23 protein-coding genes and 2 rRNA genes (1 of these 25 cut by a window edge) are annotated in these 25,553 nt (G+C 68.9%); 9 read left to right on the top strand and 16 right to left on the bottom strand.

Going from position 1 to position 25,553, the window contains the following annotated elements:
• From OG766_RS16455 to OG766_RS16445, 3 genes are all read left to right on the top strand, one after another.
• Positions 1-1,351 (top strand): 23S ribosomal RNA (locus OG766_RS16455) (it extends 1,775 nt beyond the left edge of the window).
• A 91-nt stretch (positions 1,352-1,442) separates the two neighbouring features.
• Positions 1,443-1,559, top strand: a 5S ribosomal RNA gene (rrf, locus tag OG766_RS16450).
• Between the two features lie 112 nt (positions 1,560-1,671).
• Complete coding sequence (locus OG766_RS16445) at positions 1,672-2,253, top strand: GNAT family N-acetyltransferase (RefSeq protein WP_266379786.1); 582 nt, start codon at positions 1,672-1,674, stop codon at positions 2,251-2,253.
• Here OG766_RS16445 and OG766_RS16440 read toward each other — a convergent pair.
• The 8 genes from OG766_RS16440 to OG766_RS16405 form a co-directional block, all read right to left on the bottom strand.
• Positions 2,243-3,808 carry a type VI secretion protein gene (locus OG766_RS16440; protein ID WP_266379784.1) on the bottom strand — a complete coding sequence of 522 codons (1,566 nt, stop codon included), beginning with the start codon at positions 3,806-3,808 and terminating at the stop codon, positions 2,243-2,245. The genes OG766_RS16445 and OG766_RS16440 overlap by 11 nt on opposite strands.
• A gap of 70 nt (positions 3,809-3,878) precedes the next feature.
• Positions 3,879-5,300, bottom strand: coding sequence for an ATP-binding protein (locus OG766_RS16435; RefSeq protein WP_328725657.1), 1,422 nt, complete (start codon positions 5,298-5,300; stop codon positions 3,879-3,881).
• 44 nt (positions 5,301-5,344) lie between these two features.
• Positions 5,345-6,898: an SCO6880 family protein gene (locus tag OG766_RS16430; RefSeq protein WP_266379779.1), complete on the bottom strand. Its 1,554-nt coding sequence runs from the start codon at positions 6,896-6,898 to the stop codon at positions 5,345-5,347.
• Positions 6,895-8,268, bottom strand: a complete 1,374-nt coding sequence (locus OG766_RS16425; RefSeq protein ID WP_328725656.1) for a hypothetical protein — start codon at positions 8,266-8,268, stop codon at positions 6,895-6,897. Before OG766_RS16425 ends, OG766_RS16430 begins: the two co-directional genes overlap by 4 nt.
• Positions 8,258-9,088 carry a hypothetical protein gene (locus tag OG766_RS16420; RefSeq protein ID WP_328725655.1) on the bottom strand — a complete coding sequence of 277 codons (831 nt, stop codon included), beginning with the start codon at positions 9,086-9,088 and terminating at the stop codon, positions 8,258-8,260. Before OG766_RS16420 ends, OG766_RS16425 begins: the two co-directional genes overlap by 11 nt.
• A gap of 174 nt (positions 9,089-9,262) precedes the next feature.
• A complete protein-coding gene (locus tag OG766_RS16415) occupies positions 9,263-9,571 on the bottom strand; it encodes a hypothetical protein (protein WP_017945892.1) in 309 nt (102 codons plus the stop codon).
• Positions 9,572-9,915: 344 nt separating this feature from the next.
• Positions 9,916-10,068: a hypothetical protein gene (locus tag OG766_RS16410; RefSeq protein WP_328725654.1), complete on the bottom strand. Its 153-nt coding sequence runs from the start codon at positions 10,066-10,068 to the stop codon at positions 9,916-9,918.
• Positions 10,069-10,192: 124 nt separating this feature from the next.
• Positions 10,193-10,984 (bottom strand): thioesterase family protein, encoded by a 792-nt coding sequence (locus tag OG766_RS16405; RefSeq protein ID WP_266379772.1) that lies wholly within the window; start codon positions 10,982-10,984, stop codon positions 10,193-10,195.
• Positions 10,985-11,214: 230 nt separating this feature from the next.
• Between OG766_RS16405 and OG766_RS16400 the strand changes: the two genes are divergently transcribed.
• From OG766_RS16400 to OG766_RS16385, 4 genes are all read left to right on the top strand, one after another.
• On the top strand, positions 11,215-12,222 hold the full coding sequence (locus OG766_RS16400) for a C40 family peptidase (protein ID WP_328725653.1): 1,008 nt from the start codon (positions 11,215-11,217) through the stop codon (positions 12,220-12,222).
• Between the two features lie 249 nt (positions 12,223-12,471).
• Positions 12,472-13,185 (top strand): phosphatase PAP2 family protein, encoded by a 714-nt coding sequence (locus OG766_RS16395; protein WP_266379767.1) that lies wholly within the window; start codon positions 12,472-12,474, stop codon positions 13,183-13,185.
• 375 nt (positions 13,186-13,560) lie between these two features.
• Entirely contained in the window at positions 13,561-14,388 is an 828-nt protein-coding gene (locus OG766_RS16390) for a hypothetical protein (protein WP_266379764.1), read from the top strand.
• 99 nt (positions 14,389-14,487) lie between these two features.
• On the top strand, positions 14,488-14,655 hold the full coding sequence (locus tag OG766_RS16385; RefSeq protein ID WP_266379761.1) for a hypothetical protein: 168 nt from the start codon (positions 14,488-14,490) through the stop codon (positions 14,653-14,655).
• A gap of 36 nt (positions 14,656-14,691) precedes the next feature.
• On the opposite strand, the gene OG766_RS16380 is transcribed toward OG766_RS16385, so the two are convergent.
• Positions 14,692-15,057 carry a metal-sensitive transcriptional regulator gene (locus OG766_RS16380; RefSeq protein WP_328725652.1) on the bottom strand — a complete coding sequence of 122 codons (366 nt, stop codon included), beginning with the start codon at positions 15,055-15,057 and terminating at the stop codon, positions 14,692-14,694.
• Between the two features lie 187 nt (positions 15,058-15,244).
• On the opposite strand from OG766_RS16380, the gene OG766_RS16375 reads away from it, so the two are divergent.
• Positions 15,245-15,865: a DUF47 domain-containing protein gene (locus OG766_RS16375; protein ID WP_266379756.1), complete on the top strand. Its 621-nt coding sequence runs from the start codon at positions 15,245-15,247 to the stop codon at positions 15,863-15,865.
• Positions 15,866-15,870: 5 nt separating this feature from the next.
• Entirely contained in the window at positions 15,871-16,869 is a 999-nt protein-coding gene (locus OG766_RS16370) for an inorganic phosphate transporter (RefSeq protein ID WP_328725651.1), read from the top strand.
• A gap of 305 nt (positions 16,870-17,174) precedes the next feature.
• Here the strand turns inward: OG766_RS16370 and pstB are convergent, their stop codons facing one another.
• The 7 genes from pstB to OG766_RS16335 all read right to left on the bottom strand — a co-directional run bounded on the left by pstB (position 17,175) and on the right by OG766_RS16335 (position 25,534).
• Positions 17,175-17,951 (bottom strand): phosphate ABC transporter ATP-binding protein PstB, encoded by a 777-nt coding sequence (gene pstB, locus OG766_RS16365; RefSeq protein ID WP_266379751.1) that lies wholly within the window; start codon positions 17,949-17,951, stop codon positions 17,175-17,177.
• A 24-nt stretch (positions 17,952-17,975) separates the two neighbouring features.
• Positions 17,976-19,055 carry a phosphate ABC transporter permease PstA gene (gene pstA, locus OG766_RS16360; RefSeq protein ID WP_266379748.1) on the bottom strand — a complete coding sequence of 360 codons (1,080 nt, stop codon included), beginning with the start codon at positions 19,053-19,055 and terminating at the stop codon, positions 17,976-17,978.
• 115 nt (positions 19,056-19,170) lie between these two features.
• Complete coding sequence (gene pstC / locus OG766_RS16355) at positions 19,171-20,166, bottom strand: phosphate ABC transporter permease subunit PstC (protein ID WP_266379745.1); 996 nt, start codon at positions 20,164-20,166, stop codon at positions 19,171-19,173.
• 133 nt (positions 20,167-20,299) lie between these two features.
• The gene (gene pstS / locus OG766_RS16350; RefSeq protein WP_266379742.1) at positions 20,300-21,433 is read right to left on the bottom strand and encodes a phosphate ABC transporter substrate-binding protein PstS; all 1,134 of its coding nucleotides are present in this window, start codon (positions 21,431-21,433) and stop codon (positions 20,300-20,302) included.
• Between the two features lie 336 nt (positions 21,434-21,769).
• The gene (locus OG766_RS16345; protein WP_266379740.1) at positions 21,770-22,201 is read right to left on the bottom strand and encodes an NUDIX hydrolase; all 432 of its coding nucleotides are present in this window, start codon (positions 22,199-22,201) and stop codon (positions 21,770-21,772) included.
• The gene (locus OG766_RS16340; RefSeq protein ID WP_266379738.1) at positions 22,198-23,325 is read right to left on the bottom strand and encodes a CHAD domain-containing protein; all 1,128 of its coding nucleotides are present in this window, start codon (positions 23,323-23,325) and stop codon (positions 22,198-22,200) included. The genes OG766_RS16345 and OG766_RS16340 overlap by 4 nt, the downstream gene beginning before the upstream one ends.
• The gene (locus OG766_RS16335; RefSeq protein WP_266379736.1) at positions 23,312-25,534 is read right to left on the bottom strand and encodes an RNA degradosome polyphosphate kinase; all 2,223 of its coding nucleotides are present in this window, start codon (positions 25,532-25,534) and stop codon (positions 23,312-23,314) included. Before OG766_RS16335 ends, OG766_RS16340 begins: the two co-directional genes overlap by 14 nt.
• Positions 25,535-25,553: the final 19 nt, after the last annotated feature.

Below are 25,553 nucleotides of genomic sequence, written 5' to 3'. Positions count from 1 at the left end.
CCTATGCTGTCGAGAAAAGCCTCTAGCGAGTTTCATGGCGGCCCGTACCCTAAACCGACTCAGGTGGTCAGGTAGAGAATACCGAGGCGTTCGGGTGAACTATGGTTAAGGAACTCGGCAAAATGCCCCCGTAACTTCGGGAGAAGGGGGGCCATGTCCGGTGATGAGTCTTGCACTCTGAGCTGGGGGTGGCCGCAGAGACCAGCGAGAAGCGACTGTTTACTAAAAACACAGGTCCGTGCGAAGCCGTAAGGCGATGTATACGGACTGACGCCTGCCCGGTGCTGGAACGTTAAGGGGACCGGTTAGCTCCATTTCGGTGGGGCGAAGCTGAGAACTTAAGCGCCAGTAAACGGCGGTGGTAACTATAACCATCCTAAGGTAGCGAAATTCCTTGTCGGGTAAGTTCCGACCTGCACGAATGGCGTAACGACTTCTCGACTGTCTCAACCATAGGCCCGGTGAAATTGCACTACGAGTAAAGATGCTCGTTTCGCGCAGCAGGACGGAAAGACCCCGGGACCTTTACTACAGTTTGATATTGGTGTTCGGTTCGGCTTGTGTAGGATAGGTGGGAGACTGTGAAACTCATACGCCAGTATGGGTGGAGTCGTCGTTGAAATACCACTCTGGTCGTGCTGGATGTCTAACCTGGGTCCGTGATCCGGATCAGGGACAGTGTCTGATGGGTAGTTTAACTGGGGCGGTTGCCTCCTAAAGAGTAACGGAGGCGCCCAAAGGTTCCCTCAGCCTGGTTGGTAATCAGGTGTTGAGTGTAAGTGCACAAGGGAGCTTGACTGTGAGACCGACGGGTCGAGCAGGGACGAAAGTCGGGACTAGTGATCCGGCGGTGGCTTGTGGAAGCGCCGTCGCTCAACGGATAAAAGGTACCCCGGGGATAACAGGCTGATCTTCCCCAAGAGTCCATATCGACGGGATGGTTTGGCACCTCGATGTCGGCTCGTCGCATCCTGGGGCTGGAGTCGGTCCCAAGGGTTGGGCTGTTCGCCCATTAAAGCGGTACGCGAGCTGGGTTTAGAACGTCGTGAGACAGTTCGGTCCCTATCCGCTGTGCGCGTAGGAGTCTTGAGAAGGGCTGTCCCTAGTACGAGAGGACCGGGACGGACGAACCTCTGGTGTGCCAGTTGTCCTGCCAAGGGCATGGCTGGTTGGCTACGTTCGGGAGGGATAACCGCTGAAAGCATCTAAGCGGGAAGCCTGCTTCGAGATGAGGACTCCCACCTCCTAGAGAGGGTAAGGCTCCCAGTAGACGACTGGGTTGATAGGCCGGATATGGAAGCCCAGTAATGGGTGGAGTTGACCGGTACTAATAGGCCGAGGGCTTGTCCTCAGTTGCTCGCGTCCACTGTGTTAGTTCTGAAGTAACGAACACGCCGAGACCACCCCGTGGTCGGCCGGTTCGATAAATATCTTCATAGAGTTTCGGTGGTCATAGCGTTAGGGAAACGCCCGGTTACATTCCGAACCCGGAAGCTAAGCCTTTCAGCGCCGATGGTACTGCAGGGGGGACCCTGTGGGAGAGTAGGACACCGCCGAACAATTTTTGAGCCTCAACCCCCGGACCATGTCCGGGGGTTGAGGCATTTTTGCGTTTCAGGGCCCTTGCGAAATCCCTTGGCGGTCGGCGGTGGGTGCCGCCAGGATCAGGGGATGGAGCACATCATTCGCGCTGTGCGCGCCGACGAGTGGGAGAAGGCCCGGGAGATCCGGCTCGCCGCCCTTCAGGACCCCGCGGCGCCGATCGCCTTCATGGAGACCTACGAACAGGGCCTCGCTCATACGCCGGACTTCTGGCGGGAGCGGACGAGAAACGCCGCGGCGGGTGTGGCCGGCAACCAGTTCATCGCGGAGGAGTCCGGCGGGCGCTGGGTGGGCACCGTGACCGCGCTCGTGGAGCGGCCGGCGGCCGCGGTGGGATTCGGTGAGGCGGCCCGGGTCGACCAGACGCATCTGGTGGGGGTGTTCGTCCGCCCGGAGGCGCGTGGGATCGGAGTGACGAAGGAGCTGTTCCGGGCTGCCGTCGACTGGTCGTGGTCGCTGCCCGGCTCCCGTATCGAGCGAGTACGGCTGTACGTGCACGAGGACAACGCGCGGGCGGCGGCCTTCTACCGGCGCTTCGGGTTCGCGCCGAGCGGTGAGTCCGTGCCGGGACCGCCACGGCCGTCCGAGCGGCCGTCCGATCCGCCGGCGCGGGAGCTGGAGTACGAACTGTGGCGGGAGGTCAGCCGCTGAGGCTGTGATCGGGCCAGCGGGCGCGGCCCTGTTCCTCCGAGCGGAGCAGGACCAGCGTCGGCAGTCCCTGGTCCTGTCCGGAATCCAGCAGCTCCGGGAGCAGGGGGAGCGGAGCCACGGCGGCTACGTCGTCCAGGACGAGGGCGAGTGGTGGGTCGAGCCGACCGTCGGATGACCGTGCGGCCATGCGGCGGCCGTGCTCGACCACGCTTGTGGTGAGGGCGGTCAGCAGGGGCATTGCGCCGGGGCGGGTACGAGGGTCCTCGATCGGTTCACCCACCACATAAAGGGTGCCCCCCTCGTCCGTAAATGATTCCAAGGTGAGCGAATCTGCTCGGTTCGGGGTACAGGCCTCGCGGATGTGGATCGAGGAGAGCACTCCGAGCGTACGGGCCGTCAGTTCTTGGGCCATCTCCCGGCGTTCGGCGTGGGCCGTCAGCGCTGATTCGAGAAGTCCGGCGTGGCCGGAAGCGGCCTTGGCGTGGGTGCGCAGGATCCGTACGGGCTCATGGGCGCCGTTGCCCTGTGCCCAGCGGTGGACCTGCTTGAACGGGCGTCCGTCCACCGCGGCGGCGTGCAGCCAGCAGCGCAGGAGCGTTTCCGCGGTGTCGGCGACGGCGGCGTCGAGCCGGGAGTGCGGGCGTACTGGCGCGAACAGCGCGGTCGCGCGGGAAGCCGCCGTCTCCGGGTCCTCGCAGCCGCTGGTCGGTGACCAGTGCAGTCGTGCGGGTGTGTCACAGAGATGGCCGGGGTCGTAGACCAGGACAGGACCGAGCTTGGCCCTGGCGTCCTTGGTCTCCGCCCACACGGTCGGGTCGGAGGTGACGACGAGGGCGGGTCCCTCGGCTTCCCGGATGGCCTGGACGGTGGAGGGGCGACGGGCGGTCGGCTCTCCGTAGACGATGCGAGGGCGGCGCGGCGCCGGGACGACGAGATCGGTCGGCAGGGCCTGTTGGGTCCCGGGGGTCGGTGCGCTCAGCCCTGGTTCACCGGCCTGGCCGGTCTGGGCGGGATGACCGGCATGAGCGGGCAGCTCCGACTGACCCAACTGCCCCGGCTGACCGGACATCTGCCCGGGCTGTGTGGCGAACTCGGGCTGTTCCATATGTACGAGGGGCTGGGGTGCGGGGCTGCTGCCGTTGGCGTTCGGTTGCTGATGAGGCGCGGGGCTGCCGCCCATGGCCGGCACGTCGCTCACCGCTCTTCGCGAGGCGCGCACCGCACGCCAGCGGGCCAGGGTGCCGAGGATGAAGATGGTCAGGACGACCAGGGTCATCAACTGGCCGATGAGCAGGCCCCAGAAGAGGCCGTAGCCGGACAGCTGGGCCGGTGGGGTGGCGGGCCAGGCGGCGGGCAGGTCGTGGGGTTCGGAGACGAGGCTGCGCATCGCGAGCGGCGTGTTCGTGAACGTCACGCCGTCCGGCCAGGCACCGTGGGCGAAGAGGCCCGCGAGCCCGGTCGCCGTCCAGACCAGCAGGGTCAGGCCGAGGAGGAAGCCCAGGACGCCGATGAGCAGGCCGTCCGGGATGCCCCGCGCCTCCTCACGCCCGCGCACGTGCCCCTGTCCCGCACCGGGGCCGTACCCTCGCTCTCTTCCCCGTTCTCGCTCTCGCTCGTGTCGCACGTCACGCCACCGTCGACTCTGAGGACGGGTTCACGTGCTGCTGCTGGTGGTGTTCCATCAGGGCCGCGCGTTCCTCCGCCTCCCGATCCGCGGCGCGTACGTCTTCGGGGAGCTCGGGCAGTGAGGACTCCGTCATCGCCCGGTCCGTGTAGACCAGCGGCCGCTCCGCCTCGGTCACCAGGTGTTTGACGACCTGGACGTTGCCGTTGACGTCCCACACCGCGATGCCGGGAGTGAGGGTGGGGATGATCTCGACCGCCCATCGGGGCAGTCCCAGCACCCGGCCCGTTGCCCGTGCCTCGTCCGCCTTCTGGGCGTAGATCGTCCTCGTCGACGCCATCTTGAGGATCGCCGCCGCTTCCCGTGCCGCCGCACCGTCGACGACGTCGCTGAGGTGGTGGACCACCGCCACGAACGACAGGCCGAGCCGGCGACCGAACTTCAGCAGCCGCTGGAAGAGCTGTGCCACGAAGGGGCTGTTGATGATGTGCCAGGCTTCCTCGACGAGGAAGATGCGCTTCTTGCGGTCCGGGCGGATCCAGGTGTGCTCCAGCCACACACCCACGATCGCCATGAGGATCGGCATGGCGATCGAGTTACGGTCGATGTGCGACAGGTCGAAGACGATGAGCGGCGCGTCGAGGTCGATGCCGACGGTCGTCGGGCCGTCGAACATGCCCCGCAGGTCACCGTCGACGAGCCGGTCGAGGACCAGCGCGACGTCCAGACCCCAGGCGCGTACATCGTCTATGTCCACGTTCATCGCCTCCGCCGACTCGGGTTCGGGGTGGCGGAGTTGCTCGACGATGTCGGTGAGGACGGGCTGCCGGTCGGTGATGGTGTCGCTGACGTAGGCGTGCGCGACCTTGAGCGCGAAGCCGGAGCGCTCGTCGAGGCCGTGGCCCATCGCGACCTCGATGATCGTACGGAGCAGCGCGAGCTGGCCGGTGGTGGTGATCGACGGGTCGAGGGGGTTGAGGCGGATCCCGCCGTCCAGGGCGGCCATCGGGTCCAGGCGGATGGGGGTTATTCCCAGCTCCTGGGCGATGAGGTTCCACTCGCCGACGCCGTCCTCGCCCTGTGCGTCGAGGACGACGACCTGGCGGTCGCGGAAGCGGAGCTGGCGCAGGACGTACGTCTTCTCCAGGGCCGACTTGCCGTTGCCGGACTCGCCGAGGACCAGCCAGTGGGGTGCGGGGAGCTGCTGTCCGTAGAGCTGGAACGGGTCGTAGATGTAGCCCTTTCCGCTGTACACCTCGCGGCCGATGATCACGCCCGAGTCACCGAGACCTGGCGCGGCGGTCGGCAGGTAGACGGCCTGCGCCTGGCCCGTGGAGGTACGCACGGGCAGCCGGGTCGTCTCGACCTTCCCGAAGAGGAAGGACGTGAAGGATTCGGTGAGGACGGACAGCGGATCTCGCATCGGATCAGGGCCCCTATCGGCGCGTGTCGGCGCGTATCAGCGCGCTATCGGCGGATGCCGGTGGCGAACGGCAGCGTGTTCACAAAGGCCCGGTGATGCTCGCGGTCGCACCACTCCAGCTTCAGATACGACTTGCCCGCCGAGGCTCTGATCGTGCGCTTGTCCCTGGCCAGGGCCTCGGGCGTACGCGACGACACAGTGATGTACCCGACAAGATTGACGCCTGCCGCGCCGCTGGCGAGATCTTCACCCCGCTGGTCGAGCCGGCCGTGTGCGGCGATGTCGCGCGGGTCGACCGTACGGTTCATCTTGGCGGCGCGGCTCGCCTCCGCCTCGTCGTTCGTCTTCTCCGTCAGCATGCGCTCGATGGCGACTTCGGTGGGTTCCAGGTCCATGCAGACCGCGACGGTGCGGATCACGTCCGGGGTGTGGACGAGCAGCGGGGCGAGGAAGTTGACGCCGACGGGGGTCATCGGCCACTCCTTGACCCAGGCGGTGGCGTGGCACCAGGGGGCGCGGGTGGCGGACTCGCGGGTCTTGGCCTGGAGGTAGGTGGGCTCCACCGCGTCGAGTTCGGCGGGCCAGGCGTTTCGCTTCGTCATCGCCTGGATGTGGTCCATGGGGTGGTCCGGGTCGTACATGGAGTGCACGAGGGAGGCGAGCCGGGCCTGGCCGAGGGGCTGGCGGACCCGGATGTCGGCCTCGGCGAGGCGGGCGCAGATGTCGGTGAGTTCACGGGCCATGACGACGGCGAGGCCGGCGTCCTTGTCGAGCTTCCTCGTCCCGGACGCCTGGCGGGCGGCGCGGGCCATGGTATGGGCCTCGGCGGCGAGTTCACGGGTGTAGTGCATGCAGGCGACCAGGTAGGCGCGGTGCTGCTCGCTGGAGGTGGACACCATCGACTGGAGCTGGTCGTACGACTGCTGCAGCCAGGCCGGGGACTGTGTGTCGCCGCGCTGGGCGACATCCTTCGCGTGGGCGTCGGGGTCGGCCGGCAGCGTACGGGCCAGCATCTGAAGGCGCGTCACGAAGCCGTCGCCGTTGGCGACATGCTTGAGCAGCGTGCCGAAACGGTCCACCAGGGCTTCCTGGTCCTCGCTGTCGCGCAGTCCGACGCCCGGGCCCTCGATCTCGATGGCGGCGGTCACGGTACGGCGGTCGGCGTGCAGCAGTACGGCGATCTCGTCCGGGCCGAAGGGCGCGGCGAGCCAGTTGATCCGGCCGATGCCGGGCGGTGGGCCGACCTCGACCTCGCGGCCGTCGACACGGGTGCCGGCCTCCATGGCGGCGGAGCGGTAGCCGGTGCCCTGGCGGAGCGAGCGCTTGTAGCTGCGGCTGACCTCGAACCAGCGGTAGAACGTGCGCTGCTTGTACGGGACGTACACGGCGGCCAGGGCGAGCAGCGGGAAGCCCATGAGCAGGACGATCCGCAGGGACAGGACCGGGACCAGCAGTCCGCTCATCATGCCGAGGAACGCGCCGGCGATGATCAGGGCGATCTCGCCGGTCTCGCGGTTCTTGCCGACGATCGCGTTCGGCCTGGCCCGGCCGATCAGATACGTACGGCGGGGCGCGATGGGCTGGGACTGCGTCGTCAACGCCCTCCACCTCCTGTGCTTCCTGTGCCTGTGCCGGCGTTGCTGCCTGAGTTCCTGCGGTGGCTGTGCGGGGTGCTGCCGGGGCCGCCGCTACGGGGCGGAGGTGCGGCGGAGGGGACAGCTCCGCCCCCGGCTCCGCCCCCGGTCCCCGCTCCGGTGCCTGCTGCGGATCCGCGTGAGCTGTGTGCGGCGACTCCGCCGGACACCGCGTTCGCGGGTCCGCCGCCTCCTCCCGTTCCGCCCTGCTGGTGGTTGCGGCTGCTGTGGGTCTTGATGCCCTGGGAGACGAGGGCGGCGGGCGAACTGATGACGGCGGCGGCCTTGTTCTCCGCGCTGCTCTGGATGCGGTTGTTGCGGGATGCGGCGATCTCGTCACCGAAGCCGGGAACGAAACGGTAGATCATCGCGGAGGCGAAGATCGCGAGCAGGATGATGGCGAGTCCCGTGACGACGGCGGAGAACGAGTCCGGTCCGTCGTCGGCGGACAGTGCTCCCGCGAGGCCCAGCACGATGACGATGACCGGCTTGACCAGGATCACCGCGATCATGATCCCGGCCCAGCGGCGTACGTGCCCCCACATGTTCTTGTCCACGAGCCCCGCGTACACGACGACGCCGAGCAGCGCGCCGACGTACAGGAGGACGGCCCGCAGGAACAGCTCCAGGTAGAGGACGCCCGCGGCGAGGATCGTCACCAGCGACACGACGATCAGCATGATCGGCCCGCCGCCGATGTCGTCGCCCTTCTGGAGGGCCTCCTTGAAGCTGCCGAAGAACACGTCGGTCTGGCCGCCGGTGCCTTGCGCGATCACGTCGGTGATCGAGTCGGTGGCGGAGACGAGGGTGTAGAGGATCAGCGGCGTGAAGGCGGAGGCGAGGACGGTGAGCCAGAGGAACCCGATCGCCTCGGAGATGGCGGTGGCGAGGGGGACGCCGCGGATGGCGCGCTTGGCGACGGCGAGGAGCCAGAGGAGGAGGGTGAGGAAGGTGGCGGCGGCGAAGACGACGGCGTACTGGCCGAGGAAGGTGGCGTTGGTGAAGTCCACCTCGGCGGTGGACTTCACGGCCTTGGAGAGGGTGTCGACGACCCAGGCGGCGGCGTCGGCGCAGCCGCGGGCGAGGGAGGAGAGGGGGTCGAGGGAGGAGGTGGGGTCGTTGAGCGAGGGGCTACGGCGAGAGGCTCCGCCGGGTTCGCCGTTCTCGCAGTAGTCGCGTGCGGGGCCGACGATGAGGTCGCAGTTGTCCTTGCCGGAGGGGGACGGTGTCGGACTCGGTGCTGCGTGGGCTCGCGTAGCCAGCAGCACGGCTGCCGTCTGGACGGCAGCTAGAGCAGCCGTGAGAGAAAGCGCACGACGCCGGCTACCGGGCATAGGTGAACCCTCCGAACTCTTCGACAGCCTTGGAGATCTCGTCGGCGTTGGAGGCTGTGAGGTCCGCGTTCACCGGGGCGGGGCCTTCCTTCTGGGAGAAGCTCTCGACCTTCCAGTCCCCGCCGGACCATCGCAGCTTGAGCGTCATCGTGAACCAGTCGTTGGTCACCGGATTGGTGGAGCCGATACCCGCGGTCCCGAATACGCCGGTGCACCAGACCTCCACCGTCGCGGTGATGTCCGCGTACTGCGTGACCTTGGTGCCGACCGGAGCCGTGCGCGAGACGTAGGTCAGCCCTTCGGCTGCGTTTCCGTTCGCGTCGAGTCCGACCTTGTCCAGGAACTCCTTGCTGTAGGCCTTGTCGAAGCTGGCCTCTAGCTCGCCGGCTCTGTCGACGACGAACAGTTGACGGACGATCTCTTCCCTACGTGCGGGCTTGAGCATGTCGGCGGAAACGAGCGTCACCGCATAGTTCGCCGCCGCGCTCTGCGCCCCCTGCTCGTCCCGTGCGTACCCCGCCGGGACCCCCGCGTTCTTCCCCTTCACCGGGCGCACCCCCGTCGCCGCCGTCGGGGCCGTGCCCTTGGCCGTGTCGGTGGTGTTAGGGGAGTTCGTTCCGTCGCCGCGGTTCGCGAAGGCGATGGCGGCGATGAGGAGGACGACCACGCCCACGAGCGTGACGAGGGAGCGTGAGTTGCGGCTGGGGCGGCGGGCGCCGCCGTAGATGTCGCCGGCGGTGCCTTCGGGGAGACGGGTGCGGGTCTGGCCCGTGCCTCCGACGCCGCTGCCGTAGCCGTCGGTCTCGTCGTCGTGGCTCATGCCGCGTGCGCCCCCTCAGCCGTGTGCGAAGCCGTGCCGTAGTACGACGGTAGCCGTGCTGCTCTCCGCGCGGGCGGGGTGTGGTGACTCGACATCAGGGAGACGCAACCTCTGCCGGTGGGCGCGACGGACGGGTGGTGTCGGGTGTGGTGGATGACGGGTGGGTACGGGGAGTCAGACGGCCATCCCGTACACGATGGTGAACAGGGTCCCCAGTGATCCGATGATGAAGACGCCGGTCAGTCCGGCGACGATCAGGCCCTTGCCCTGTTCCGCGCTGAAGGTGTCCCGGAGGGCCGTCGCGCCGATGCGCTGCTTGGCCGCTCCCCAGATCGCGATGCCCAGGCAGAGCAGGATGGCAACGGCCATCACGACCTCGATCATGACGCGGGCCTCGTTCCCGAGGCTTCCGAAAGGCCCCCAGTTCGGGGCGATTCCACCGATGATGGTGGTGATGTCGCCCTTCTCGGCCGCCAGGTACATATAACTCACCGCCCCTGTTGGGTAGTTGTCCGCCCCTGCCCCACGGCACAGGCCACCGCTCCATCTTCGCTGATGAAACCGTCCGCGTGCGCCGACTTGGCGGCTCTCTTTACTCGATCCGCGCACGGATGACCGATCCGGCCGCTCTGGCCTGCGGCGGCGTGGGTCGGCGCCGCTGTGAGGACACGTATAGTCACTCTGTGTATCACGGAGCGTGACTTCGGGCAATGACTGTCGTTGTGGCACTCAGGGCGTGAAACGGAATCGGCCGCACGGCTGACGGGGATTCAAAACCGCGGGGCGGCACCGGAGTCCGGTGCCGCCCCGCGTGAGGGTGGGGTGGGTCAGCGCATGGCGATCATGTAGCCGAGCAGCCCGATGGCCACGGCGATGAGCGCGATGACGGTCACCGCGGCGAAAGTTCCCCCGGCGTCGCCGTTGCGGCGTGCCGTCCTGGTATCGGTCCCCATGTTCTGCACGTTCTGCAGGTTCTGCACTCGTTACTCCTGTGCTGCTCGCCCGGCCGTTGGTCATCGGCGGGGTTGTTCACAGCCTTCCTGGCTGCGTGACACAGCGTAACGGCATCTGGTCCAGACCACTTCCGGGGGTCGCCGGTGCGGCTCAGCGAGGCGAGATGAACAGGCTCTGCGCGCTACGGCCGATCGGCCCCTTCTCGTCATGGAGCCGGGCGTCCGCCAGGCCGATCCCGGCAGGGTCGACGCTCGTACGGGCCTCGACGCACACCCACTCGCCGACCGGGTGGCGGTGCAGATGGACCGTCAGGTCCGCGTTGACGAAGACGTGTCGGCGGAAGTCGAGGACGTTGCTGATGCCGTTCCCGGAGTCGGCGGCCACCAGGACGCGGTCCAGGGGGCGGATCTCCTCGCCCGCGACGAGCGGCATCCTCATCCGCATCCAGCAGGTGCCCGGCCCCTGCTCGCGGAACGTCCCTTCGGTGAACCGGGTGTCCATGGAGGTGTGGTAGCCCACCTCCCACGGCACGGCGAAGAAGGGCGTCTCGGCGGTCTCCCCGGGCGAGGGCACCTGCGGCCCGGACGCGACCGCCGGTCCGGGCTCTTCGAGCGTACGGATGCGAAGGGCCCTGGCGAACATCACGGGTGCCCCGCCCTCGGGCGCGAGGGCGGCCTCGACGAGCTCCACGCTCCTGCCGCTGCGCAGCACGGTCGTGGTCATCTCCAGCGGGCGTATGGGCACCGGGCGGACGATCTCGTACGTCACCCGCGCGAGTCGCATGTCCTCCCGTGCTCCCGGCCGCTCCTCCACCGCCCGCCCCAGCAGTGCGGCGGGCGGGCCGGCGTGTTGGGAATCCGCGTCCCACGGGCCGCGGGTGTGCTCGGTGGGCGAGAAGTGGTTCTCGGAGATCCGCTCGAAGAACGCCTGGGGTTCCGTCATGACGGACCGCCTCTCCTTGATCGTCCCGGCCGTTCCCGGCCCCTGATCGTCCCGGCCGCTCCCGGTGATCCTGCTGACAGGTGTATGGGGCACACGCTACCTACGGGTAACGGAACAGGACCAGCCCTCCTCGGCCCCGACCCGTCGTCCGCCCCCTGAACCGTGCCCTCCCCACCTACACTGGCCCATGACGTGGACGTGGACTGCCTTGCGGCGAAAGGTGATTGACGGTGCGTAAGGCGTGGCTGGTCGCGGGCGGGGCCTTCGGGCTCTGTCTGAGCTTCGTCGCGTTGCTCGTCGTCGGCACGTTCTCCGCCGCGGCGGGGCTCGCGGGCGGGGCGAAGGGAGCCGTCGCGCTGGCCAGGGGAGCCGTTCCGGCGCTCTACCAGCCACTGGTGCAGAAGTGGGGCAATCTCTGCCCGGCCATCAATCCGGCGCTGCTCGCCGCGCAGCTCTACCAGGAAAGTGGCTGGAATCCGCGGGCGCAGAGCCATGCCGCCGCGCAGGGGATCGCGCAGTTCATCCCGGGGACGTGGGCGACGCACGGCGTCGACGGGGACGGCGACGGGGACCGCGACGTGTGGGACCCGGCCGACGCGATTCCGTCCGCGGCCTCCTACGACTGCAAGCTGGCCGGTTACGTGAAGAAGGCCCCTGGCGACCCGACGGACAACATGCTGGCGGCGTACAACGCGGGGGCGTACGCGGTCATCAAGTACGGCGGGGTCCCGCCGTACAAGGAGACGCGGAACTACGTCAAGGTCATCCGGACGCTGGAGAAGAGCTTCGCACGGCCGGCCGGGCGGGTGGAGCCGTCGCGGCAGGCGGCCGGGGCGATCTACTTCGCACAGCAGAAGCTCGGCACGAAGTATCTGTGGGGCGGGAACGGAACGCCGGAGCAGGGCGGGCGGTTCGACTGCTCGGGGCTGACGCAGGCCGCGTACCGGACCGTCGGGATCGAACTGCCGCGCGTGGCGAACGACCAGTACAACGCGGGGCCGCATCCGTCGAGGGACGAGCTGCTGCCCGGCGACCTGGTCTTCTTCTCCGACGACCTGACCAACTCACGGGCGATCCGGCACGTCGGGCTGTACGTCGGCGGCGGATACATGATCAACGCTCCGTACACCGGGGCCGTCATCCGTTTCGACAAGATCGACACCCCCGACTACTTCGGTGCGACGAGGGTCACCGAGGACGGCGCCGCGGCGCTGCCGACGCCACCGCCCTCGGCCTGACCGGAATCTGACGCCGCGTCGGCGATGGCCGGAACTCTGCGTTAAGCCACGGCCCTGAGCTGCGACGATGTGTCACTCTTCGATAACGTCATCGTGATCGTTCCGTGGAGAGAGGAACGTACCGGCGGGGCGAGTCGTTCCCTGGACCGAAGCAGTTGCGTATACACCGCACCGACCACGGGGGGTTGGGAGTGCGGCGCACAGAGGCGTGCGCCGCGGCAGGCGACAGAAGGCAAGGGGCCGCAAGCGATGGCTGGACTCGCACGTGACGGGGCGAATCCCGATGTCGGCCTGCTCTACGACATCAACGGGCTGGCGCGGTCGGCTCCGCCGTGGTTCGACCGCGTCATGGAGTTCGTCGGCGAGTACGGAATCATGCTCGCGCTCGTCCTCGTCGTGCTGTGGTGCTGGTGGACCGTGCGCCGGCGCGGTACCTCCGAGGACTCGGTCGGCGCGGTCGCGGCGCTGGTCTGGGCGCCCCTGGCCGCGGGTATCGCGGTGCTGGTCAACGTTCCGATCCGCGGGTTCGTGGAGCGGCCGCGGCCGTTCGTCGACCACCAGGGACTCGAAGTCCTCGTCGCCGGCAAGACCGACTTCTCCTTCGTCAGCGACCACTCGACGATGGCGATGGCCATCGCGGTCGGGGTCTTCGTCGCCCACCGGGGCTTCGGGTTCGCCGCGATCGGGCTGGCGCTCGCGGAAGGCTTCTGCCGGGTCTACATGGGCGTCCACTACCCGACCGACGTCATCGGCGGCTTCGCCCTCGGCACGGCCGTGGCGCTGCTCCTCGCCCCCCTGGCGCTGGCGCTGCTGACCCCGCTGGTGGCGACGTTCTCGCGCTCGGACCATGCGGCGTGGCTCGTACGCTCGCGCCGTGCGGCGTCGCGTGAGCCCCACCACGAGACGCTGGACATCTCGGACACCCGCCCGGGTGTGCCCGGCCCGAACGACCTGGCGGCGTAGCCGCGAGCCAACTGGCTGTCTCGTGCCCGACCGGCCATCGGACTGATGCCGACCTGCTCCCGCCTGCGAGCCCGGTCGTGATGGGTCGAGATCGGCCCCGTGCCGCCCCAGCGCGCCCCGGGACGGCACGGCCATGAGCTGCCGCCGTGCTGCCGGGTGTCAGGCCTCGGGATGTGACGTCGACTCGTGGGATCTGGCGTCGGTTCGCGCGCGGTCCCTGGAGCGGCGGGCCGGGCCCGCCCAGCCGCAGGTACAGCGAGCCAGGGCGAAGGCTCCGCGTTCGACGGTGGTGGTGTGGTGGGCCGAGGTGCGCACCCTTCCACGGTACCGGTCGTTATGCGATGCAGCGGCGAGCGTGTTGGGGGTTGACAGGCGATGGTGGTGCAGCAGCACTGGCTCGGGCGCGGCGCGTGTGCCGTTGCCGCCGTGGTGGGTGTGGCCGCGACCGCGGGGTGTTCGAACGGTGGGGACGCCGTCGCCGATGCCCGCCCCTCCGCGGATCCCGTCCTCGTCGTACGGCATGCCGTCGACGCCCTGGTCGATGCGGGTACGGCCAGGGCGCGCACCGCCATGGAGACGGCCGCCGGCGGTACCCGGGTCACCATCCGCGGCGAGGGCGGATACGACTTCCGCCGGGCCATGGGCCGGCTGCGCGTCGTGCTGCCGAAGGATCCGGCCGGCACCAGCGGGCACCAGCCGATCACCGAGCTGCTCGCGCCCGGGGCGCTGTATATGAAGGACCGCGGCGCGGGCGTACCGCCGGACAAGTGGGTCAGGGTCGATACGACGACGCTGACGGACGGCAATCTGGTCACCGGCGGCGCGACCGACCCGGCCGCGGCCGCCGAGCTGCTGCGCGGGGTGCGCAGCGCGGCGTTCGTCGGCCATGAGGAGCTCGCCGGGGTGCGGGTCGCGCACTACCGCGGCACCACGGACATCGCGCATGCCGCGAAGGCCGCGTCGCCGCAGGCCCGCGGTGCGCTGTCGGCCGCGGCGAAGGGGTTCGCCGAGGACGCGGTGCCGTTCGACGCGTATCTCGACAGCGAGGGGCGGCTGCGCAAGGTGCGGCATCAGTTCAGCTTCGCCAACCAGGGGCGTACGGTCGACGTCGCGTCCACGACGCTGCTGTACGGCTTCGGCAGTCCTGTCGACGTACGGCTTCCCGACCCCGCCGACATCTACGCGGGCAGGGTCCGAATGTAGGCAACGCACTGTCGGTAAATGGTCCGGACGTGCCATGCGCGGTGCGTATCCCGCTCCCTACGCTAGGAAGTCGACACCGGCCGGAAGAGGTGAACGCACGTGGCTCCCGCCAGTACGCCGACAGTCCAGGACCACCTGGCCCTCGCCGAGATCGAGCTGTGCGGTGAGTTGATGATCGCGGCGTCGGCCGCGGACGGGGAGCGGCTCAGCCCGGACCGTATCGACGAGGTGCTCAACGTGCACGTGGGCACGTCCGACGCCGATTGACGCCCATCGACGCCGATCGACGTCGATTGACGACGGTCATGTACGCAGCAGGCGGGCGATGGCCTTCGTCGCTTCCTCGACCTTCGCGTCGATCTCGTCCCCGCCCTTGAGCGCGGCGTCGGCGACGCAGTGGCGCAGATGCTCCTCCAGGAGCTGCAGCGCGAAGGACTGCAGCGCCTTGGTGGAGGCGGATACCTGCGTGAGTATGTCGATGCAGTACGTGTCCTCGTCGACCATGCGCTGCAGCCCGCGGATCTGGCCCTCGATCCGGCGCAGCCGCTTGAGGTGCTCGTCCTTCTGCTTGTGGTAGCCGTGCACGCCCTGGTCGTGACCGGGCTCGTCGTGACCGGGCTCGTCCTGGGTCGTGACCGGAAGTCCGCCGGCCGTTTCCGTGGTCGTCATCGCGTCCTCCCGCAGACCTGTCCGGTATACCCCTCGTGGGTATATGGTACCGATCCCTGATGGTTCGGGCAGGGCCCCGTGCTGATCACCGTGTTCGATGGGCGACACTGAGGGACGCCGGTTAGCCGTGGCCGGACGATGCGCCTAGCATCGGCCTGACCGAAACCCAGCACCCCGAGGACCCCACGTGCGATTTCGTCTGACCCCCAGGGAGACGAGCTTCTACGACATGTTTGCCGCGTCCGCGGACAACATCGTCACGGGCTCGAAGCTCCTGATGGAACTGCTCGGCGCGGACGGTCCCGCCCGGGTCGAGATCGCGGAACGGATGCGGGCAGCGGAGCACGCCGGGGACGACGCTACCCACGCGATCTTCCATCAGCTGAACTCCTCGTTCATCACACCCTTCGACCGCGAGGACATCTACTCTCTCGCGTCGTCGCTCGACGACATCATGGACTTCATGGAGGAGGCCGTCGACCTGGTCGTCCTCTACAACGTCGAGGAACTGCCGAAGGGCGTCGAGCAGCAGATCGAGGTGCTGGCGCGGGCGGCGGAGCTGACGGCCGAGGCCATGCCGCACCTGCGGACCATGGACAACCTCACCGAGTACTGGATCGAGGTCAACCGGCTGGAGAACCAGGCGGACCAGATCCACCGCAAGCTGCTGGCGCACCTCTTCAACGGTAAGTACGACGCCATCGAGGTGCTGAAGCTCAAGCAGATCGTGGATGTGCTGGAGGAGGCCGCGGACGCCTTCGAGCACGTGGCGAACACGGTGGAGACCATCGCGGTCAAGGAGTCCTGAGCTTCGTGGACACCTTTGTGCTGGTCGTGACCATCGCGGTCGCGCTCTTCTTCACGTACACCAACGGCTTCCACGACTCCGCGAACGCGATCGCGACGTCCGTGTCGACCCGGGCGCTGACGCCGCGCGCCGCGCTGGCGATGGCCGCGGTGATGAACCTCGCCGGTGCGTTCCTCGGCAGCGGGGTCGCCAAGACCGTGAGCGAGGGCCTCATCGAGACGCCGAAGGGCGACCGCGGTATGGGCATCCTCTTCGCGGCGCTGGTCGGCGCGATCATCTGGAACCTGGTCACCTGGTACTTCGGGCTGCCGTCGTCGTCCTCGCACGCGCTGTTCGGCGGCATGGTGGGAGCGGCGCTCGCGGGCGGGACGGAAGTCATCTGGGGCGGGGTGGTCGACAAGGTCATCATCCCGATGTTCGTCTCGCCGATAGTCGGTCTCGGCGTGGGCTATCTCGTCATGTGCGCGATCATGTGGCTCTTCCGGAAGTCCAGCCCGTCGAAGGCGAAGCGCGGCTTCCGTATCGCGCAGACGGTGTCGGCGGCGGGGATGGCGCTCGGCCATGGTCTGCAGGACGCGCAGAAGACGATGGGCATCGTGGTGATGGCCCTGGTCATCGCTGATTTCGAGGACTACGGCGATCCGATTCCGGTGTGGGTGAAGATCGTCTGCGCGGTGATGCTGTCGCTCGGCACGTACGCGGGTGGCTGGCGCATCATGCGGACGCTGGGGCGGAAGATCATCGAGCTCGACCCGCCGCAGGGCTTCGCGGCGGAGACGACGGGCGCGTCGATCATGTTCGGCTCGGCGTTCCTGTTCCACGCGCCGATCTCGACGACGCATGTGATCACGTCCGCGATCATGGGTGTCGGGGCGACGAAGCGCGTGAACGCGGTGCGGTGGGGCGTCGCGAAGAACATCGTCCTGGGGTGGTTCATCACGATGCCCGCCGCGGCGCTGGTGGCCGCCTTCAGCTTCTGGATCGTGAATCTGGCGTTCGGCTGAGTCGGACGTGGTGCTGCTGGGGGTTCGGGGGTCGTCCCCCGAGGGATGGGGTATCACGATGCCCGCCGCGGCGCTGGTGGCGGCTTTCAGCTTCTGGATCGTGAACCTGGCGTTCGGCTGAGCCGGGCGTGGTGCCCGCGGGACGCGGGGTGCCGTATCACGACGCCGGCGGCCATCCGCCGCGGCAGGACTGCTCCTCAACCACCACATGGGTCGGCCCCCCTCTCGTTCGAGAGGGGGGCCGACCCTTCGCCTTGCGGTGGCACCGCCATGCAGCACCGCAGGGCTGCCATGGGGAGGACCGATCAGCCGAAGCGGCCGGAGATGTAGTCCTCGGTCGCCTGGACGGACGGGTTGGAGAAGATCCGCTCGGTCTCGTCGATCTCTATGAGCTTGCCGGGCTGACCGACCGCCGAGAGGTTGAAGAACGCCGTGCGGTCGGAGACGCGCGCCGCCTGCTGCATGTTGTGCGTCACGATGACGATCGTGAAGCGCTCCTTCAGCTCACCGATGAGGTCCTCGATCGCGAGCGTCGAGATCGGGTCCAGCGCGGAGCAGGGCTCGTCCATCAGCAGGACGTCCGGCTCGACCGCGATCGCGCGGGCGATGCACAGACGCTGCTGCTGGCCGCCGGACAGGCCCGAGCCGGGCTTGTTGAGGCGGTCCTTGACCTCGTTCCACAGGTTCGCGCCCTTGAGGGACTTCTCGACGACGTCCGCCAGCTCGTTCTTGCGGTACGAGCCGTTCAGCCGCAGCCCGGCCGCGACGTTGTCGAAGATCGACATCGTCGGGAACGGGTTCGGCCGCTGGAACACCATGCCGACCGTGCGGCGCACCGCGACCGGGTCGACGTGCGAGCCGTACAGGTTCTCGTCGTCCAGGAGCACCTTGCCCTCGACGCGGCCACCGGGGGTGACCTCGTGCATCCGGTTCAGGGTGCGCAGGAACGTGGACTTGCCGCAGCCGGAGGGGCCGATGAAGGCCGTCACCGAGCGGGGCTCCACGGTCATCGAGATGTCCTCGATCGCCTTGTGGGAGCCGTAGAAGGCCGACAGGCCGCTGACGTCAATTCGCTTGGCCATGGTTCACATCACTTCCAGATGGCCTTAGCGGCCGGTCTTCGGGGCCTTCCAGCGGGCGATGCCGCGGGCCACCAGGTTGAGGATCATGACGAAGGCGATCAGCACGAGTGCCGCGGCCCAGGCGCGGTCGTACGACGCCTCGCTGCCGACCTTGTACTGCTCCCAGATGTAGAAGGGGAGCGACGACTGGGCGCCTTCGAACGGGTTGGTGTTGATCAGCTGGCTGCCGAAGACGAGCAGCAGGATCGGGGCGGTCTCACCGGCGATACGGGCGATGGCCAGCATCACACCGGTGGAGATTCCGCCGACGGCGGTCGGGATGACGACCTTCATGATCGTCCGCCACTTCGGTACGCCGAGTGCGAGGGACGCCTCGCGCAGCTCGTTCGGGACGAGCTTCAGCATTTCCTCGGTGGACCGGACCACGACCGGGATCATCAGGATCGTGAGGGCGAGCGAGCCCATGAATCCGGACGGCTGCCACCCGGCCAGCAGCATGATCGACAGGATGAAGAGGCCGGCGACGATGGACGGGATGCCCGTCATGACGTCGACGAAGAAGGTCACTGCCCTGGCCAGCGCGCCCTTGCCGTACTCGACGAGGTAGACGGCGGTCAGCAGGCCGATCGGGACGGAGATGACGGTCGCGAGACCGACCTGCTCCAGGGTGCCGATCAGCGCGTGGTAGACACCGCCGCCGGCCTCGAAGCCGGGGACACCGGCCATCGAGTGGCTGAGGAAGTAGCCGTCGAAGGCCTTCGCACCACGGCTGACGGTGACCCAGATCAGCGAGAGCAGCGGGACGACGGCGAGGACGAAGCACACCCAGACGACGCTGGTGGCGAGGCGGTCCTTGGCCTGGCGCCGGTTCTCGACGATCGAGGTGGTCACGTACGCGATGAGGACGAACAGCAGGGCCGAGACGAGGCCCCACTGGACGCGGCTCTCCCAGCCGGCGGCGGCGCCGAGGCCGCAGCCGAGCGCGACGGACACGACCGCGAAGACGGGCTGGGCCCAGCGCGGCAGTCCGCGACGGCTCAGGCTGTTCCTGCGGTGTGGAGCCTGCCCGGAGGGGCGGGTGTCCTTGATGGTCGCGTGGCTCATGAGGCGCTCCTCTCGTGGGCTCGGCCCGCGGGGCGGGGAAGTCGTCGGTGGCGGGTGGCCTGCGGGGCGCGGGCCGGGGATCCGGGGTTCGTCTCCCGGGTGGGCACGGCGCTCATCAGGCGTTCGCCCCCGAGTACTCCTTGCGGCGCGCGATGATCAGCCGGGCTCCGCCGTTGACCAGCAGGGTGAGGACGAAGAGGACCAGACCGGACGCGATCAGCGCGTCCCGGCCGAACTGGTTGGCCTCGTCGAACTTCGCGGCGATGTTCTGCGCGAACGTACCGCCGCCCGGGTCCAGGATGTGCAGCGAGATCAGGAAGCTCGGGGAGAGCACGGTGGCGACGGCCATCGTCTCGCCGAGCGCGCGGCCGAGGCCGAGCATCGAGGCGGAGATGACGCCGGAGCGGCCGAAGGGGAGCACCGACATGCGGATGACTTCCCAGCGGGTGGCGCCGAGCGCGAGCGCGGCCTCCTCGTTCATCCGCGGGACCTGGAGGAAGACCTCACGGCTCACGCTGGTCACGATCGGAAGGATCATGATCGCGAGCAGGATGCCGACGGTGAAGAGCGAGCGGGCGACGCCGACCTCGGTCTTCTCGAAGATGTACGTCCAGCCCAGGTACTCGTCGAGCCAGAGGTTCAGCCCGTTCAGGTACGGGACCAGGAACAGGGCGCCCCAGATGCCGTAGATGATCGAGGGCACGGCGGCCAGCAGGTCGACCACGTAGGCGAGCGGGGCCGCGAGCCTGCGCGGGGCGTAGTGGGAGATGAAGAGGGCGATGCCGACGGCGATCGGCACGGCGATGGCCATCGCGATGATCGAGCTGATGACCGTGCCGAAGAGCAGGACGGCGATGCCGAAGACCGGCGGGCTGCCCGCCGGGTTCCAGTCGAAGGTCGTGAAGAAGTTGCCTTCGTCCTTGGAGATCGCGAGCGCTGAGCGGTAGCTGAGGAACACGGCGATCGACGCCATGATCACGAGCAGCAGGATGCCCGAGCCACGGGAGAGGCCCAGGAAGACCTTGTCGCCCACGCGGCCGGTGGATGTGGCGCCGCGACGAGAGGCGGCCGGACGTGCCGGTGGTGTCTCTATGGGTGTGGTGGAAGCCATGATCTTTCCGGTCTGGGTTGGAGGATCCGCGGGTTGCGGTTCCTCTGGCGGCGGTGCACCGGAGGGTGACGGCGGGGAGGCCGGTCCGGGATGTTGCTCCGGACCGGCCGCCTTTACCGTCGGGGATGCCGGGTTACGAGAGGCCGTTGACCGTCTCGCGGACCTTGGCGTTGATCTCGGTCGGGATCGGGGCGTAGCCGGCCTCGGTGAGGATCTTCTGACCCTCGTCGGAGGCGGTGTAGGTCAGGAAGGACTTGACCGTGCCCAGGCTGTCGGCCTTGTTGCCCGTGTCGCAGACGACCTCGTAGGTCACCAGGACGACCGGGTAGGCACCGTCGGCCTTGGTGGTGTAGTCGAGGTCGAGCGCCAGGTCCTTGCCGGTGCCCTTGATCTTGGCGGCGGCGATGGCCTTGGACGCGTTCTCGGACGTGGCCTCCGCCGGGGCGGCGGCACCGGTGGCGATGGAGACCGCCGGGATGGACTGCGACTTGGCGTAGGAGAGCTCGAAGTAGCCGATGGCGCCCGGGACCTGCTTGACCTGGGCCGCGACACCGGAGGAGCCCTGAGCGGCCTGGCCACCGGGGGCCGGCCACTTCTTCTCGGCCTCGAACTTCCAGTCGTTCGGGGCGGCCTTGCCGAGGTACTTGCCGAGGTTCTGCGTGGTGCCGGAGTCCTCGGAGCGGTGGAAGGCCTGGATCGCCGTGTCCGGGAGCTTGACGCCCGGGTTGAGCTTGGCGATCGCCCCGTCGTTCCACTTCTTGATCTTCGTGCTGAAGATCTTGGCGATGGTGGGGGCGTCCAGGACGAGCTTGTCCACACCCGGCAGGTTGTAACCGATGGCGATCGGGCCACCGACCATCGGCAGGTTGATGCCCTGGCCGGTCTTGCAGATCTTCTTGGACTCCTCGACCTCTTCGGGCTTCAGCGCCGAGTCCGAGCCGGCGAAGCCGACCGAACCCTGGTTGAAGGCCACGATGCCTTCGCCGGAGGAGGAGGACTTGTAGTTGATCTCCACGCCCGTGCACGCGGCCATGTAGTTCTTGACCCACAGGTCCATGGCGTTCTTCTGCGCGCTGGAGCCGGACGCCATCAGCTGGCCCTTGGCACCGTCACACTTGATGTTGGACGCGGCGCTGGTCTTCTCGCCGGAGCCGCCGGTGCTTCCGCTGTTGTCGTCCGAGCCGCACGCCGTGAGGACCAGGGCGCCGGAGACGACGAGGGCACCGAGCGCGGTGGCGCGAAGCCCGTTCTTGCGCTGAAGCTTCACTTTCGGGTGTTCCTTCCAGGAGCCGCCGGCCCGGTCGAGGGCTCTGATCGCCCTCACCGTTCCACGGCGGCGTGCGTCGGGGTGGTGGCTCCCGGCTCTGTGCCGGTCACCGTGTAAGCCCGAAATTAGGCAGATCAGGTGAAGCCGCCGACGGAGGGTGGTGAACGGAAGGTGAACCCTGCCGGACAAGGAAGTTCCGCCCTTTATCTGCGCGTGACCTCGGGCCCATGAACGGTCCGTGAACCGGTGTGCGAACGGGCCCGTGAACGGGCCCCTGGCCGGTATGGGAACGGGCCCGTGACCGCTAGGGGAACGGGCCCGTGAACGAGTCCTGGGTCAGTGCGTCCTGTCGAGCGCCTTCATCAGCGCGTCGAGAAGGGTCCGGTCGCGCGGCTCGGTGAGCCGGCCGCGGGCCGCGGCCGGCGGCAGCCAGACGATCCGGTCGACCTCGCTGCCCGCGGCGAACGCGCCGGGCGAGGCGGCCTCGGCCGCCCAGTAGTCGACCTGCTTGGGCCGGCCGTCGACGAGGTAGTGGACCGTCGGCAGGACCGGCCCCGGGGTGCCGTGGTGACCGGTCTCCTCCAGGACCTCGCGCAGGGCCCCCTCCAGCGGGTCCTCGTCGCGCTTGAGCTTGCCCTTCGGGTGCGACCAGTCGTCGTACCGGGGGCGGTGGACGAGGCAGATCTCGATGCCGTCGTCCACCTGGGGGGCGCGGCGCCACAGAACGCAGCCGGCCGCGAGCACGGTGCCGCTTCCAGTGGTTCTCATGGCGCGGCCACCGTCTGTCTTCCTCTGGGGCCCTCCGGCCCGGGGGGTACGTCCTGCCAGGTCCGCTGGAAGGCGAAGCGGGCGGCCTCGACCTCATGGCGCTGGTCGGCGTGGAGGACCCCGAGTGCGTACGCCGTCGCCGGGGCGATACGGGGCGTACGCGCCGCCGCCGCGGCCGCCGCGGCGGCTTCCGCGGCGTCCCGGTGCCGGTCGAGGGTGCGGCCCGCGGCGGTGAGCCGGGGGTCGGGGCCGGTGCCGCCCTCGCCGGCGCACAGCACTTCCCTGGCGTAGCGGTGCAGCCGCAGCCGGTGGCGCACCTGGTGCCAGGGGGCGTCCTGCGCCTCCCCGGCGGAGGCGGTGGCCAGGCCGTGGACCAGGGCTTCCGCGTTGTACGGGTGTGCCGCGCGGGCCAGCGGCAGCGTCGTGACCGCTTCCAGGAGCCTGCGCTCGGCGACGTCGGCGTGCGCGAACAGAGCCGGGAGCGCGGTGCCGGGCGCGGCGGTGGTCGCGGTGGTGGTCGCGGAGAGCGGCACCTCGGAGGCCAGCAGCGCGACGGCGTCGGCGACCGCGTGGAACCGTGAGGACCCGAGCGCCTGCAGCGCCGCGGAGTGGGCCCGGGTGCGTCCGAGCGTCAGCTGCCGCTCCAGCAGGGCTCCGGCCCGGGCCGCCCCGACGGTGAGGGCGCCGCGTCCGGCCGTCCGGGGACCGAGGGCCCCGCCCGCCGGAACAGACGACTCCGCAGCGGCCTCGTCGTCCGCGGCCCGCGCCGCGGGCACCGGCTTCGTACCCGAGAGGCGGGCGAGCGCGTCCAGCAGCCGGGCCAGCCGGGCCGTGCACGCGTGCTCGTCGGCGAGCATGCCGGAGAGCCAGGCGAGTTCGGTACGGAGCTGGTCCGCCCAGGCCACGTCCAGCAGGGGACGGAACGTGTGGAGGGTGCCGCCGATGCGCCGGGCGGCCCGCCGCAGGGAACGGGCCGCGTCCTCCGCGCCCGCCGTGTCCGCACCGCTCTCGCCGTGCAGCCGCAGACTGCGGAGGAAGTCGCCGGCCCGTGCCTGCAGATATCCGGCCAGGACCTGGTCGGCGCCGGCCCCCCGCGGCACCAGGGGAAGGTCAGGGCTTTGCACGCCGGCGCCTCCGGGCGTCAATGAGCGATTCCTGTACGTGCCGCAGCGGCTGGCCGTCCGGATCCGTCGCGTGCCGGGTCCATTCCCCGTCCGGGCCGAGGTGCCAGGACGACGTGGAGTCGGACATGCCGGTTTCCAGCAGCCGGGTCAGGGCCGTGCGGTGGGCCGGGTCGGTGACCCGGACGAGCGCCTCGATACGTCGGTCGAGGTTACGGTGCATCATGTCGGCGCTGCCGAGCCAGACTTCGGGCTCGCCTCCGTTGCCGAAGGCGAAGACCCGGGAGTGCTCCAGGAAGCGGCCGAGGATGGAGCGGACGCGGATGTTCTCGGAGAGGCCCGTGACGCCGGGGCGGATCGCGCAGATGCCCCGGACCCAGATGTCCACGGGCACACCGGCCTGCGACGCGCGGTACAGGGCGTCGATGATCGCTTCGTCGACCATCGAGTTGACCTTGATGCGCACGTACGCGGGGCGGCCCGCGTGGTGGTGGGCGACTTCCTTGTTGATCCGGGCTATCAGACCGTCCCGCAGCGACTTCGGGGCGACCAGCAGGCGGCGGTACGTCTCGCGGCGCGAGTAGCCGGACAGCCGGTTGAACAGGTCGGAGAGGTCGGCGCCGACCTGCGGGTCCGCGGTGAGCAGACCGAGGTCCTCGTACAGCCGGGCGGTCTTCGGGTGGTAGTTGCCGGTGCCGACGTGGGAGTAGCGGCGCAGGGTCTCGCCCTCCTGGCGGACCACGAGGGACAGCTTGCAGTGGGTCTTCAGGCCGACCAGTCCGTAGACGACGTGGCAGCCCGCCTCCTCCAGCTTGCGCGCCCACTTGATGTTGGCCTGCTCGTCGAAACGGGCCTTGATCTCGACGAGGACGAGGACCTGCTTGCCGGACTCGGCGGCGTCGATCAGCGCGTCGACTATGGGGGACTTGCCGGAGGTCCGGTACAGCGTCTGCTTGATCGCGAGGACGTCCGGGTCGGCGGCGGCCTGCTCCAGGAAGGCCTGGACGGACGTCGAGAACGAGTCGTACGGGTGGTGCAGCAGGACGTCCCGCTCGCGCAGCGCCGCGAAGATGTCGGGTGCGGACGCCGACTCGACCTCGGCGAGGTCGCGGTGGGTGCCGGCGACGAACTTCGGGTACTTCAGCTCGGGCCGGTCCTGCGAGACGATCCCGAACAGTCCGGTCAGGTCCAGCGGCCCGGGCAGCGGATAGACCTCGGACTCGGAGATCTTCAGCTCCCGGACGAGCAGGTCCAGGATGTACGGGTCGATGGACTCCTCGACCTCCAGGCGCACCGGCGGGCCGAAGCGGCGGCGCAGCAGCTCCTTCTCCAGGGCCTGGAGCAGGTTCTCGGCGTCGTCCTCCTCGACCTCGAGGTCCTCGTTCCTCGTCACCCGGAACATGTGGTGCGCGAGCACCTCCATGCCGGGGAAGAGCTCCTCCAGATGCGCCGCGATGACGTCCTCCAGCGGGACGTAACGCTGCGGGGAGGCCTCCAGGAAGCGGGAGAGCAGCGGCGGGACCTTGACGCGGGCGAAGTGGCGGTGGCCGCTGACCGGGTTGCGGACGACCACGGCGAGGTTCAGCGAGAGGCCCGAGATGTACGGGAAGGGGTGGGCCGGGTCGACGGCGAGCGGGGTGAGGACCGGGAAGATCTGCTGGCGGAAGAGGGTGAACAGGCGGGCCTGCTCCTTCTCCGTGAGCTCGGGCCAGCGGATGAGGTGGATGCCCTCGTCGGCGAGTGCCGGGGCGACGTCCTGCTGGTAGCAGGCGGCGTGCCGGGCCATGAGTTCCCGCGAGCGGTTCCAGATCAGTTCCAGGACCTCGCGAGGCTGCAGTCCGGAGGCGGACCGGGTGGCGACACCGGTCGCGATACGGCGCTTCAGTCCGGCCACCCGGACCATGAAGAACTCGTCCAGGTTCGAGGCGAAGATCGCGAGGAAGTTCGCCCGTTCGAGCAGAGGTGTCGCGGGGTCCTCGGCGAGCTCCAGCACCCGCTCGTTGAAGGCGAGCCAGCTGCGCTCACGGTCGAGGAACCGGCCCTGGGGCAGCTCGGCCCCCTCCGTCTCGTCCTCGTACGCATCGAGGTCGGCGTCGATGTCGGGCTCCAGGTCGGACACCGCGGCGGACACCGTGTGGGGCCGGTGCGCGGCGATGGAGCCTACGGACGGCTGGACGTGCTGGACCGGTACCTCGGCGGGCTGCTGGCTCATGGACCCATTCTTCCGCGCG

It is taken from the genome of Streptomyces sp. NBC_00259 (assembly GCF_036181745.1).
Classification (GTDB): Bacteria; Actinomycetota; Actinomycetes; order Streptomycetales; family Streptomycetaceae; genus Streptomyces; species Streptomyces pratisoli.
This window is presented reverse-complemented; position numbering and strand designations above follow the sequence as displayed.